Below are 13666 nucleotides of genomic sequence, written 5' to 3' on the forward strand. Positions count from 1 at the left end.
ATAATAGTCAATAGTGATAAGATATTTCATAATTTGAGTATATTGAATGTCAAAACTTAAATGGTGAAGTTAATAAGAGAAACAGATATTTAAAGTTTCTCTTTTTTTTTAATCATTTTTTAATATTAATAACTAAAAAATAGGAATAAATGTCGTGTAATGGAATACGATAGTAATTGGTAAATATTTACAAATAAAACATTAAATGATATAATGTAAAAGCAAACAAAAATCGAGGTATTCATATGAATAAACAGAAAAAAAATTGTGTATGTATAGTAATAAGCATGTTAATTATTGTATTACTTATCAGTAATAAGGTATATGCTAGGCCCATAGTCAGTGATTATGTATGGGAAAGTGAATTGGATTTTATGAAGCAGATTGAACTTATGGATAAGTTGGAACAAAAGAGAATAGAGAATAAGAAACTTAAGGATATGAAGATAAGATCTGAGAAGGGAATTGTAAATATACTTTTAGTGGGGGTTGATAACAGAGAGTCCAGAAAAAATGGAAGATCAGATGCAATGATGATACTTACATTAGATCAAAAAAAAAATAACATGAAGATAACTTCATTAATGAGAGATACATATGTATATATTAAAGGACACGGAAAAGAGAAACTTAATCATTCTTATGCTTATGGTGGCATAAAACTTTTAAGGAATACTGTTGAGAATACATTTAAGGTGAAGATAGATAACTATATAATAGTAGATTATCAGGATTTTGAGAACATTGTTGATATTCTTGGTGGAGTTGAGGTTTATTTAGATGAGCAAGAAATTCCATTTGTGAATAGAGTGGCAAATGAAAAAATTGAACAGGTTGGATTACATAAATTAAATGGAAAAGAGGCTCTGATTTATGCTAGAATCAGGAAAGTTGGAAATGGCAGCTATGAGAGAACAGAAAGACAAAGAGAAGTTATCAGTAACCTCCAAAAAGGTATGAAGAATCTTTCTTTCATGAAATATCCTAAATTGTTAGGAAGAATAATAAAGAGTGTAAACACAGATATGAAATTAACTAACATATTGGATTATGGATATTGGTATTACAGGAATTCAAGCATGGAGATGGATAAGTTACAAATACCAACCACTGAACTTAGTGAAGGGATACTTATGAATAAAGAAAAGGGTTGGGTTATAAAAATGAACACAATAGAGAATATTAAAACTTTAAGCAAATTCATTTTTGGGGATATTGAATTATAAACTACATTATAGATTTTGTTTGAATTTTTGTGGGATAGAATTAAGAAGAGTTAGGGGGAGCAATGTGAGATATTTAAAAAAGAACAGAAACATAGTACTTGCCCTTGCGGATTGTTTGATAGTATACGTTTCATATGTTCTAGCAAATTATGTGAGATATGATTATAAACATTCTTTAAATATGATTGATACTATGAAGAGTTATATTCCTATTTTAATTGGTATTTATATTGTGGTATTTACCATATTTAGACTATATAAGAGTTTATGGGAACATGCTAGTATTGAGGAGTTTATGTATGCAGTAGGAGCATGTGCAAGTTGTGTTTTTATTGTTGAAATTATTAACTTCCTGTGGAAGTTAAAAATAAGTTTCAGTGTTTTAATGATAGCTAATATGTTTATATTTTTTATGGTATTTTCATTAAGAATATCATTTAGATTATATAGGAGGATAGTTATACTTACCAACAAAACTTGTGAAAAAAAGTTAAGGACTATGGTGATTGGAGCAGGTGAAGTCGGAGTAGCATTGATTAAAGATATGAAGACTAATAAGAATAGTTTATTTAAGCCTGTATGTATTATTGATGATGATTACCTAAAACAAGGAAGGCATATTCATGGGTTAAAGGTTTATGGGGGTAGAGAAAAGATAAAGGAATTGGTTGATAAGAAACAAGTTGAATTAATACTAATTGCCATCCCATCAATTCCTAAAAAAGAAAAAGCAGATCTTATTGATATATGTACTCTCACTGGTTGCAAGGTGAAAATTGTCCCTGGATTAATTGAGATTATAAATGGAGATGTAACATTAAATAATATTAGAGATATCAAATTTGAGGACATGTTAGGACGAGATGAAGTAGCACTTGAAAATGAGGGGATTGAAGATTATATAACAGGAAAAAAAGTTCTTGTAACAGGCGGTGGAGGTTCAATTGGATCTGAACTGTGCAGGCAAATAAGTAAATTTAAACCTAAAGAACTTATAATTTTAGATATTTATGAAAATAATGCTTATGATATTCAGAATGAGTTAACAGGTGTATACAAGGATTTAAAGTTAGATGTAATAATTGCTTCAGTAAGAGATAAGAAGAGAATATATGAGATTTTTAGGGAAAAGAAACCAGATGTTGTTTTTCATGCAGCCGCTCATAAACATGTTCCTCTTATGGAGAGAAATCCTGTAGAAGCAATTAAGAACAATGTCTTTGGAACATATAATGTAGTAAATGCTGCAGATGAATATGGAACAAAGAGATTTGTCTTAATATCAACAGATAAAGCTGTAAATCCAACTAATATTATGGGTGCAACAAAGCGTATTTGTGAGTTAATCATTCAGGGTAAAAATAAAGTTAGTAAAACTCAGTATGTAGCAGTGAGATTTGGAAATGTTTTGGGAAGTAATGGGTCTGTGATACCATTATTTGTTAAACAGATACAAAATGGAGGTCCAGTAACAGTAACTCATAAAGAGATAACTAGATTCTTTATGACAATAAGTGAGGCAGCTCAGTTAGTTCTTCAAGCAGGTGCTTATGCTAAAGGTGGAGAAATTTTTGTTCTTGATATGGGTGAACCTGTTAAAATATATGAGTTTGCAGAAAAGTTGATTAAGCTTTTTGGGTATACCCCTAATGAAGATGTAAATATTAAAATAACCGGTTTAAGACCTGGAGAGAAACTTTATGAGGAACTTTTGTTGAATGAGGAGGGGTTAGGCGCAACACCGAACAATAAAATTTTTATAGGAAAGCCAAGTGAAATTGATATTACAAATATTGAAAAGAACTTATGTAAGTTGTATAGAGCTGTGGATATGAATAATATTAGTTGGATTGTTGGAATTGTTGAGGAGATAGTTCCTACTTACTCTAGAAAGACTAACACAGAAGTTGCAGCAACAATTTAAAATTGAACACATAAAATATAGAATAAGGGGGCGTAAGGGTGAAAGTTCAATTAGCGAAACCAGATATAACTGAAAGAGAAATTGAAGCAGTAGTAGAAGTTATTAAATCAGGGATTTTAAGTATAGGACCTAGAATTATTGAATTTGAAAAGAAAATTGCTAAATACGTAGGGGTAAAGAATGGAATAGCAGTTAATAGCGGAACAAGCGCTCTAAACTTAATAATAAAGGCATTAAATATTGGAGAGGGTGATGAGGTAATTACAACTCCTTTCAGTTTTGTTGCTTCAACAAACTGTTTTCTTATGGAAGGGGCAAATCCTGTTTTTGTAGATATAGATCCTATAAGTTTTAATATGGATATAAATAAAATAGAAGAAAAAATTACAGAAAAGACAAAAGCAATTTTAGCTGTTGATGTATTTGGTCAACCTATGGATATGGTATCTCTGAGAAAAATAGCTGATAAATATAAACTTTACTTGATAGAGGATAGTTGTGAAGCATTAGGATCTGAATATAAAGGAATAAAAGCAGGAAGCTTAGCAGATGCAGGCGTATATGCTTTCTATCCAAATAAGCAGATTACAACAGGTGAGGGTGGAATAATTGTTACAAATAACGACGAGTTAGCTGATATGTGTAGAAGTTTAAGAAGCCAAGGGAGAGCGATTACTGGTCAGTGGCTTCATCATGAGAGATTAGGTTATAACTTTAGATTTAGTGAGTTGAGTGCTGCACTAGGTTGTGTGCAGATGGAAAGAATTAATGAAATAATTAGAAAAAAACAAGAAATAGCAAAGCGATATAATGAACTATTAAACGACGTAGATGGAATAACAATTCCATATATAAATCCAGATGTATCGTATATGAGTTGGTTTGTTTATGTAATTCAAGTTAATAACAATATAGACAGAGATTATGTAATGAATTACTTAAGAGATAAGGGAATAGGATGTAAACCTTACTTTACTCCAATACATGTACAACCGTATATAAAAGAGAAATATGGATTTAAAGAAGGTGATTATCCTATAGCTTCTGATATTGGAAATAGGAGTATCGCATTACCATTTTTTAATGATATGAGTGATGAGATGATTGTTTATGTTGTAAATAATATTAAAGAAGCTGTGGAGAGTTATAATGTAGAGAGTTTTGTGGCAAGTGCAAGAGATGAATAATAATTATTTAAATATTATTGGATTATGGGTGAAAAATAGATGAAGATTATAAAAAGAATGGTGGATATTGTTCTAAGTATAGTAGCGAGTATATTTTTATTTCCTGTTTTTATAGTAGTAAGTGTACTTGTATATTTTAAACTAGGATCACCAATTTTCTTTGTACAAGAGAGAGTGGGGAAAAATGGAAAAGTCTTTAACATGATAAAATATAGGACAATGTTAAATACTAAAAATAAAAATGGAGAACTTTTATCGGATGAGAAAAGATTAACCAAATTTGGAAAAGGATTAAGAAATACAAGCCTAGATGAATTACCAGAGCTTATTAATGTAATTAAAGGAGATATGAGTTTAGTAGGTCCAAGACCATTATTAGTTGATTACTTATCTCTTTATAATGAAAGACAGATGAAAAGACATGATGTGAAGCCAGGTATTACAGGTTGGGCTCAGATAAATGGAAGAAATTCAATTAGTTGGGATAAGAAATTTAAACTTGATGTATGGTATGTTGAAAACTGGTCTTTCTTATTAGATTTTAAAATTATATTTATAACAATAAACAAGGTACTAAAAAAACATGGAATAAACCAGGTGGATAATGTAACAATGGAAAGATTTAATGGATTTAATTAAATTAAGAGGTAAATAAAATGAAAGATATATTGATTATTGGATCAGGAGGAGTTGGAAAAGAAGTAGCGTTACTTATTGAACAGATAAATGAGTATAAACCTACTTGGAATTTATTAGGATTTTTAGATGATAACAAAGACCTTCATAATACTGTGATAAATGGATATAAGGTTTTAGGAAATATTGATCTTTTACATGAGTATAAAGATATTAATGCTATATGTGCGATAGCTAATTATAAGGTTAAAAAACAAATTATTAATAAATTAAGAAATAATCAAATTAAATTTCCTAATATAATTCATCCATCTATATGCCTTTCAAAAACAACGTATATAGGTGAAGGTGTAATTATATATCCAGGTGTAGTAATGACATCCAATATAGAGGTTGGAGATTATGTTATATTAAGTCCTAAATGCGGGATAGGACATGAATCCATCATTAAAGACTATGTTTCATTACTTTGGAATGTTAATGTTTCAGGTAATGTAATAATAGAAGAAGGATGTTTATTAGGTTCAGGGTCAACCATATTACAAAACAAGAAAATAGGGAGAGGAAGTATAGTAGGTGCTGGGGCGGTGGTTACAAAAGATATACCAGATAATAGTATTGCTGTTGGATGTCCTGCTAAAGTTATAAAAAACTATTAGAGAAATAGATAAAAAGATGGTGACAAATATGAAAAAAATTTTATATGTTACAACTGTAAGTAGAACTATAAATGCTTTTTTAATACCTCATATAAAAATGTTAATTGATAAAGGAAATATTGTTGATGTGGCATGTAATATAGACAAGCCTATAAATGAAGAATTAATCAACAAAGGAGTAAAAGTATATGAAATACCTTATCAAAGAAATCCTTTTAGAATTAAGAACCTTAAGGCTCTAGAGCTGTTAAAAGAAATTCAACAAAATGAACAGTATGATATTATCCATGTTCATACACCAGTAGCAGCTTTTTATACAAGGATATTAAAACTTAAATTTCCTAATGTAAAGATGGTATATACTGCTCATGGATTTCATTTTTGTAAAGGAGCGCCTATTATTAATTGGTTACTTTATTATCCAGCGGAAATAATAGCAGCAAGGTGGACAGATGCTCTGATTACTATTAATGAAGAAGATTATAACAATGGTGTAAAGCTTGGAATAAAAGGTGGACAAGTTCATAAGATAAATGGAGTTGGAGTAGAAGGTATAAGAATTGAACATAGCAATACCTATGTTAGAAAAGAGTTAGGTATTAAAAAAGATGATTTAGTACTAACTGTAGTTGCTGAACTAAATAAAAATAAAAATCATATCCAAGTTATAAAAGCAATGAGAGTTTTAAAAGAGGAAAATAAAGATATTAAAGTTTTATTTGTTGGTGAGGGAAAATTAAGAAGATATTTAGAAAGAAAAATCAACAAGTATGGATTAGAAAGCAATATTATGTTACTAGGATTCAGAAATGATGTAATAAGTATTATAAAAGAATCTGATGTTGTAGGATTGTTTTCTAAGAGAGAGGGCTTACCGAGAAGTATTATGGAAGCGATGATGTGTGGAAAGCCTATAATAGCTACTGACAATAGAGGATGTAGAGAGTTAGTAGAAGATAATGTTAATGGGTATATAGTAGATATCAGTGATATAAAAGAAACTGTTAACAAAATAAGGTTATTATATAAAGATAAAGAAAAGATTACTAAGATGGGAAATCAATCTAAAATAAAATTTGAAAGATATAGAATTAAAAAGATATTAAAGAATTTAGAAATAATATACTCAAAAGTACTGAAGAATGAAATAATAAATAACCACATTTAATTTATTTAGGAGGTGAATTCTTTGGACAAGCCAATAAGAGTATTACATGTAGTAGTGAATATGAATCGTGGTGGAGCAGAAACATTAATAATGAATCTATACAGAAATATAGATCGTACAAAAGTGCAGTTTGATTTTTTAGTACATAAAGACGTTAAAGGAGCATTTGAAGATGAAATTATATCTTTAGGTGGGAAAATTCATAGGATACCATACATTACTGATGTTGGACATTTTGGATACAAAAAGGCTTTATATAAATTTTTTAAAAATCATTCTGATTATAAGATAGTCCATGCACATATGGACAGCATGAGTGGATTGGTTTTACAAGCTGCAAAAAAGGCTGAAATTCCATCAAGAATATCACATAGTCATAATACTAGAAATGAAGGTAATTCTTTGGCTAGATTATATAAATCTTACATTAGCAATAGAATTATAAAGAACTCAAATCAATTATTTGCTTGCTCAGATGTTGCTGCAAAATGGTTATTTAAAAATCATAGTAATAGAGCTAAAGTTATTAAGAATGGCATTGATATAGAGAAATTTTTGTTTAATGGAAATATAAGAGATCTTAAAAGAGAAGAATTAGGGATAAGCGATGATACTCTTGTATTAGGACATGTTGCTAGATTTAATCATCAGAAAAACCATACTTTTTTAATAGATATATTTGAAGAGGTTCATAAAAGAAAATCAGACTCATTATTATTACTAGTAGGAGATGGTGCTCTTAGAGGTTCAATTGAAGAAAAAGTACGGAGATTAAATTTAGAAAATTCAGTAAAGTTTTTAGGAGTTAGGGATGATGTAAATGAGTTATTACAGGCCCTTGATATTTTTTTACTACCATCATTGCATGAAGGTTTACCAGTTACTTTAATTGAGGCACAAGCTGTAGGGCTAAATTGTGTGATTTCAGATACTATAACAAAAGAAGTTGATTTAGGAGCAAGTTTAATGGAGTTTATAAGTTTATCAGAAAGCAATAATAAATGGGCTGAAAAATTACTTTCATTGAATATTATTAATAAAGATGCAACTAATGAATTAAGAAAAAATGGATATGATATTCAAGAAACAGCTATATGGTTACAGCGATTTTATTCTAATATTTAGAGGTGATTTAATGGCATTACTTACAATATTTACACCAACATATAATAGAGCATACTGTCTACATAATTGTTATGAGAGTCTAGAACGACAGAGTTGTAAGGATTTTGTTTGGTTAATTATAGATGATGGTTCAACTGATAATACAAAAGAGTTAGTAGATAAGTGGATTTCTGAAAAAAAGGTAACAATAAGATATCACCGGCAGCAGAATCAAGGGATGCATGGTGCTCACAATACAGCGTACGAACTTATAGAGACTGAATTAAACACATGTATTGATTCTGATGATTATATGCCAGATGATGGAGTAGAGAAAATTATTAATTTTTGGCAGAAGTATGGAAGTGATAAGGTGAGTGGATTTATTGGACTAAATTCAAACACTAATGGAAATGTAATTGGAACTATGCTTCCTAAGAACCTTATAAGTTCAACACTTTTTGATTTATATTATAAACATGGAGTGACAGGAGATAAGAAGCTTATTTATCGTACTGAATTAACTAAACAGTACCCTTATCCAGTATTTAATAATGAAAGATATGTGGGATTAGCATATAAATACTATATGCTTGATAAGGATTATGAAATGTTACTAATGAATAAAGTAGTTTGTTGTGTTGAATATTTACCAGATGGTTCATCCATGAATATGTTGAGGCAGTATCGTACAAATCCTAAAGGATTTGCATTCTATAGAAAAGAACTTATGAAATTACCATTTGTGAGTTTGAAATTTAAGTTTAGACAAGCTATTCATTATGTATCATCTTCAATATTAATAAGAAATAAAAAATTTATAGAAGAAAGTCCTTGTAAGATACTTACAATTATAGCAATACCATTTGGATTTTTATTAAATAGATATATTCTTATAAATACAAAAGTATAAGTAAGGAGAAAAATTGTGAAAATTTTCTATATAACATTGATTTTAGTGACAATAATAGCATATTTAGCAAGGATATATAGTAGTAGATTCAAAGTAATGGACTTATTATATACTGTATTTGTTATTGCTATATTAGTAATAGTTGCAGGACTTAGAACTAACATAGGTGATACAGAGATGTATAGTCACTTATTTAAGATTGCAGATGAATCAAGTATATATTCAGGGGCTTATGAGAGTGGGTTTATTAGATTTATATTGTTTTTAAAAAGTCTTTCTGATGATCCACAATTATTAATTTTTATTACATCGTTAATAACTCATTCCTTAAATATATTAACTATGAGAGCATATTCTAAATGTTTTGAGTTGGCAACTTATTTGTATATTACCTCAGGATATTATATTGCTGCAATGAATGGAATAAGACAATCATTAGTGGCTTCAGTATTATTTGTATCAACAAAATTTATTATTGAAGGGAAATTTGTTATCTATTCGATTATAGTGATTACAGTGTCTAGATTTCATTCATCAGCTTTAATTATGATACCTGTATATTTTCTTGTAAGGCTTGAAGCATGGTCACCAAAGATGAAAAAAATACTTATATTATGTGTAATAGTAATGCCATTCTTTCAACCACTTATGAATAGTGTTTTTGGGTTATTAGAAAATACAAAATATGGAGCATATAGTGAATTCGATGAAGGTGGAGTTAATATTCTAAGAGTAATGATAGCTGCAGTTCCAGTTGTATTATCTTATATAAAAAGAGAAGAGTTAAAAGATAAGTGGCCTAAAAGTAATGTGTTTGTAAATATGGCATTATTAAATTTGATAATAATGACCTTCTCTCTGTATAACTGGATATTCGCAAGATTTGTATATTATACGCAGTTATATGCTTTTATATTAATACCATATATTATTAAAAATTGTTTTAAAAAAGAAGAAAAAAGGTTGCTTTATTATTTTTGTATTGTATTATATTTTATATTTTTCTATTACGAACATGTTATTACATTAAACATTCATTATAGAAGTTATTTTATTAGTATTTAGAAGGAGTGAATCAAGTGGAAAGAAATATTGAGAAAATTCCAAGGATTATTCATTATTGTTGGTTTGGACAAAAAGAGAAACCTTCTTTAGTAAAAAAATGCATTGCCTCTTGGAAAAAAAACCTTAAAGGTTACACATTTATAGAGTGGAATGAAGATAATTTTGATATTAATTCTGTTAAATATGTTAAAGAAGCTTATGAAGCCAAAAAATATGCATTCGTTAGTGACTATGTAAGACTTTATGCTATTAAGAAGTTTGGTGGGATATATTTAGATACAGATGTAGAAGTTTTAAAATCCTTTGATCAATTTTTAGTACATGATTCATTCTGGGGATTTGAAGATCAAAAATATATAGCAACAAGTATTATTGCAGCTGTAAAAGGTCATTCATTAATAAAAGAGTTTTTAGATTATTACAATGATAGAACTTTTATTGTTTCAGATGGAAAATCGGATATGACTACTAATGTTTATGTTATAACAAATATTTGCAAAAAGCATGGATTGAAATTAAATGGGGAAATGCAGACATTAAGAAATGGAGCTGTTTTTTATCCAAGGACATATTTTTCACCATATGATTATATAAATGGAGAAAATTTTATTACAAATAATAGTTATGCAATACATCATTTTGCACAATCATGGTTACCATTTCATATACGTTTAAGAAGTAAAGTGAAAGGGGTTCTAGCTCAATTAATTGGAGGTAAAAGAATACATAAAATTAGGAAATGTTTTAATTGTTTTATAAGTATATTTAAGAGAAGTAAAAAATGTAACAATTAATATCTCTAATTTTATGGTAGATTAGAAGCTTTATTCTAGGAGGAATTATGAAAAAGAAAATTTTGATTTCATCTTTTGACATGGAAGTTGGTGGAGTTGAACGGAGTCTTATTAGTCTGCTGGAGAATTTTGACTATGATAAATACGATGTAGATTTAATGTTATATAGACATCAAGGTGATTTTATGACTATGCTTCCTAATGGACATAATTTGCTGAAAGAAATACCTGAGTATTCAACATTTAGGAAGTCAATATTTGAAATTATTAAGAATGGACATTATAGGATTGCATTCTCAAGGATTATAGCTAAATATGTTGGAAGAGTAATTTCTAGTTGTAAAAGATTTGAAGAATTGGGGTTGGTATCTATGCAATTAGGTTGGAAATATGCGTTACCAGCACTGCCTTCCTTAAAAAAAGAATATGATGTAGCTATAAGTTATTTATGGCCACATTATTTTGTTAAAGAGAAAGTGAATGCAAGAAAAAAAATAGCGTGGATACACACAGATTATTCAAAACTTGAAATTGATAATAAGATTGATTCAAAAATGTGGGAAGATTTTGATTTGATTGTTGGAGTTTCAGAAAGTTGTGTTTCTTCATTTTTGAAAAAATACCCTCAGTTTAAGGAAAGGACATTAGTTATTGAGAATATATCTTCAACTAGTTTTATTAAAAAAATGGCTGAAGAATCATGTGGTGAACTAATAGATAAGGATAACTGTATTAACTTAATTACAGTAGCAAGATTATCTTTAGCAAAAGGTATCGATGATGCAGTAAAAGCATGCAGAAAATTAATTAATCAGGGATATAACATTAAATGGTATGTTGTGGGTTATGGAAGTGAAGAAAAAAATCTTAAGGAACTAATTAATAATTTAAACCTTAAGGATAAATTTATTTTATTAGGTAAAAAAATAAATCCATATCCATATGTGAAAGCTTGTGATATTTATGTCCAACCATCAAGGTATGAGGGAAAGGCTGTTACTGTAACTGAGGCGCAAATATTAGGAAAACCTGTAGTGATTACTAATTATAATACAGCAAAGAGTCAGGTAAAAGATGGATTTGATGGAATTATTACAGAAATGGGAGTTGATGGCATAGTTAATGGAGTTAAAGAGTTAATTAATAATAAAGAGCTACTAGAAAGTCTTAAATATAATACAAGTAATTTTAATTTCGCAAATAATTATGAGTTAGAAAAATTATATGGAGTAATTGAGAATCGTTATATTAGTTAATACTTGCTTGTATCTAAAATAATATCATAAGTAAAAATTTCTTGAATTGTATAGGAGGCGCCTTATTTTAATGATAGGAAAATTGAATAAAATTATTAAAGATTTATATAAAGAATGTAAAGAAAGAGGGTTGTACTATTTTTTTATTATGTATTTTTCAAATTTCTTAGCACTTTTTAGAGCTTTTTTCTATAAGAGTATATATTTTAGAAATATTACAGGTGCAGCATTTTTCCTTGGAAAAAGAAGTAGATTTGATATTTTTAATAAAAAATCAAAAATAAATATTGATAAATATGTTTATATAAGAAAAAATGCAACTATAAGGGTGGATTTTCAATGTAATTTAAGCATTGGAGAAAAAGTATTTATTAATGATAATTGCAATATTAATTGTGTAAGAAAGATATCTATTGGGAACTTAACAAAAATCGGGCAGAATGTTTGTATTTATGATCATGATCATAATTACAAAAAAAATGGTTCGAATAGACTCAATATAGGTGAAGTTATTATTGGAAAAAATGTTTGGATTGGTTCAAATACTGTCATATTAAGAAATACTAGAATTGGAGATAATGCAGTAATAGCAGCAGGTAGTGTTGTAAAGGGGGAAATACCTGAAAATTCAGTTTTTTATAATAAAAAAAATAATGAGATATTTCAATATTAAGTAAAAGAAGCGTGGTGATTTTGTGGTAAAAATAAGTGTTATAGTACCTGTTTATAATGCAGAACAGTATATTCAACAATGTATAGAATCACTTTTATGTCAGACACTTAAAGAATGTGAGTTTATATTTATTAACGATGGGTCAGAGGATAAAAGTAGAGAAGTAATTGAAGAGTATATAAAACTCGATAATAGAATAAAACTTATTAATCAAGAAAATCAAGGCGTGAGTATGGCAAGGAATACAGGTATCCACTTTGCTACTGGTGAATATATTGGATTTGTTGATGCTGATGATTATATAGATGGAAATATGTATGAGGTATTATATCAAGCTGCAAAAGAAAGTGATTGTGATGTAGTTATATCAAACTTTAAAAGTGAAATTCATCAACAAAAGGTAATTACAAAATATCCATTTCCTATAAATATTGTTTTAAATGATGAGTTTATAGAACAAGAAATACTAACATACTTTTTGAGAGAAGATAACTTAAACACTGTTTGTAATAAGGTGTATAAAAGTAAAATAATAAAAGAAAATAACATTAAGTTTCCACAAAAGGTCCCATTAGGTGAAGATGGAATGTTTAATATGTGTTTCTTTTCTAAAGCCAAGATCATGAAATATATAGATTATAGTGGATATAACTATAGAGCGGTAATAGGAAGTGCTACTAGAAACATAGCAGAAAAGGATTATTTTAAAAGATCTTTGGAAGTATACTTGACCGAATTACCTGATAATTACATAGAACAAATTAAATATAGCAAAATACAGCAACTAAAGTCAATAAAGCTTATAAAAAGTGTTATGGATTATGTTCATGTTTATTTTACACCATGTAAGGAGTTAAGTTTCTTTAAAAGATATCAATACATAAGCAATATGATATGTAACAAATATGTTAGAGAAGCATTACCTATTTATTTTAACGAGGTATATAGAAATTTAGGAGCATATGAAAAATTCATAATTAATATGATTAAAATAAAATCTACTATGGGATTATTATGTGCGACTACATATAGTAGATTAAGAAATCAATAATATTGGAGGA

General features: G+C 28.3%; 13 protein-coding genes. All 13 read left to right on the forward strand.

Features of this window, described 5'->3' with window-relative positions; all coding sequences use genetic code 11:
• The first annotated feature begins 245 nt into the window (after window positions 1-245).
• The gene (locus tag OW730_RS09410; protein ID WP_271228770.1) at window positions 246-1226 is read left to right on the forward strand and encodes an LCP family protein; all 981 of its coding nucleotides are present in this window, start codon (window positions 246-248) and stop codon (window positions 1224-1226) included.
• Window positions 1227-1290: 64 nt separating this feature from the next.
• Complete coding sequence (locus OW730_RS09415) at window positions 1291-3150, forward strand: polysaccharide biosynthesis protein (RefSeq protein WP_271228771.1); 1860 nt, start codon at window positions 1291-1293, stop codon at window positions 3148-3150.
• Window positions 3151-3188: 38 nt separating this feature from the next.
• Entirely contained in the window at window positions 3189-4337 is a 1149-nt protein-coding gene (locus tag OW730_RS09420) for a DegT/DnrJ/EryC1/StrS family aminotransferase (protein ID WP_271228772.1), read from the forward strand.
• Between the two features lie 39 nt (window positions 4338-4376).
• The gene (locus OW730_RS09425) at window positions 4377-4976 is read left to right on the forward strand and encodes a sugar transferase (RefSeq protein WP_271228773.1); all 600 of its coding nucleotides are present in this window, start codon (window positions 4377-4379) and stop codon (window positions 4974-4976) included.
• Window positions 4977-4993: 17 nt separating this feature from the next.
• Entirely contained in the window at window positions 4994-5632 is a 639-nt protein-coding gene (locus OW730_RS09430) for an acetyltransferase (RefSeq protein WP_271228774.1), read from the forward strand.
• 28 nt (window positions 5633-5660) lie between these two features.
• Complete coding sequence (locus OW730_RS09435; RefSeq protein ID WP_271228775.1) at window positions 5661-6800, forward strand: glycosyltransferase family 4 protein; 1140 nt, start codon at window positions 5661-5663, stop codon at window positions 6798-6800.
• A gap of 21 nt (window positions 6801-6821) precedes the next feature.
• A complete protein-coding gene (locus OW730_RS09440; protein WP_271228776.1) occupies window positions 6822-7925 on the forward strand; it encodes a glycosyltransferase family 1 protein in 1104 nt (367 codons plus the stop codon).
• A 10-nt stretch (window positions 7926-7935) separates the two neighbouring features.
• Window positions 7936-8817: a glycosyltransferase family 2 protein gene (locus tag OW730_RS09445; RefSeq protein ID WP_271228777.1), complete on the forward strand. Its 882-nt coding sequence runs from the start codon at window positions 7936-7938 to the stop codon at window positions 8815-8817.
• A 15-nt stretch (window positions 8818-8832) separates the two neighbouring features.
• Complete coding sequence (locus tag OW730_RS09450) at window positions 8833-9882, forward strand: EpsG family protein (RefSeq protein ID WP_271228778.1); 1050 nt, start codon at window positions 8833-8835, stop codon at window positions 9880-9882.
• Between the two features lie 14 nt (window positions 9883-9896).
• Window positions 9897-10676: a glycosyltransferase family 32 protein gene (locus OW730_RS09455; protein ID WP_271228779.1), complete on the forward strand. Its 780-nt coding sequence runs from the start codon at window positions 9897-9899 to the stop codon at window positions 10674-10676.
• Between the two features lie 47 nt (window positions 10677-10723).
• Entirely contained in the window at window positions 10724-11932 is a 1209-nt protein-coding gene (locus OW730_RS09460) for a glycosyltransferase (protein ID WP_271228780.1), read from the forward strand.
• Between the two features lie 70 nt (window positions 11933-12002).
• A complete protein-coding gene (locus OW730_RS09465) occupies window positions 12003-12605 on the forward strand; it encodes an acyltransferase (protein ID WP_271228781.1) in 603 nt (200 codons plus the stop codon).
• Between the two features lie 22 nt (window positions 12606-12627).
• Window positions 12628-13656 (forward strand): glycosyltransferase, encoded by a 1029-nt coding sequence (locus tag OW730_RS09470; protein WP_271228782.1) that lies wholly within the window; start codon window positions 12628-12630, stop codon window positions 13654-13656.
• Window positions 13657-13666: the final 10 nt, after the last annotated feature.

Origin of the sequence: Oceanirhabdus sp. W0125-5, from assembly GCF_027938815.1 — a bacterium.
Lineage (GTDB): Bacteria > Bacillota > Clostridia > Clostridiales > Clostridiaceae > Oceanirhabdus.

What these genes read in the sequence shown, in the direction of transcription:
- OW730_RS09425 (WP_271228773.1), top strand. Translation starts at nt 4,377, where the DNA reads ATGAAGATTATAAAAAGAATGGTGGATATTGTTCTAAGTATAGTAGCG.
- OW730_RS09465 (WP_271228781.1), top strand. Translation starts at nt 12,003, where the DNA reads ATGATAGGAAAATTGAATAAAATTATTAAAGATTTATATAAAGAATGT.
- OW730_RS09445 (WP_271228777.1), top strand. Translation starts at nt 7,936, where the DNA reads ATGGCATTACTTACAATATTTACACCAACATATAATAGAGCATACTGT.
- OW730_RS09410 (WP_271228770.1), top strand. Translation starts at nt 246, where the DNA reads ATGAATAAACAGAAAAAAAATTGTGTATGTATAGTAATAAGCATGTTA.
- OW730_RS09430 (WP_271228774.1), top strand. Translation starts at nt 4,994, where the DNA reads ATGAAAGATATATTGATTATTGGATCAGGAGGAGTTGGAAAAGAAGTA.
- OW730_RS09460 (WP_271228780.1), top strand. Translation starts at nt 10,724, where the DNA reads ATGAAAAAGAAAATTTTGATTTCATCTTTTGACATGGAAGTTGGTGGA.
- OW730_RS09435 (WP_271228775.1), top strand. Translation starts at nt 5,661, where the DNA reads ATGAAAAAAATTTTATATGTTACAACTGTAAGTAGAACTATAAATGCT.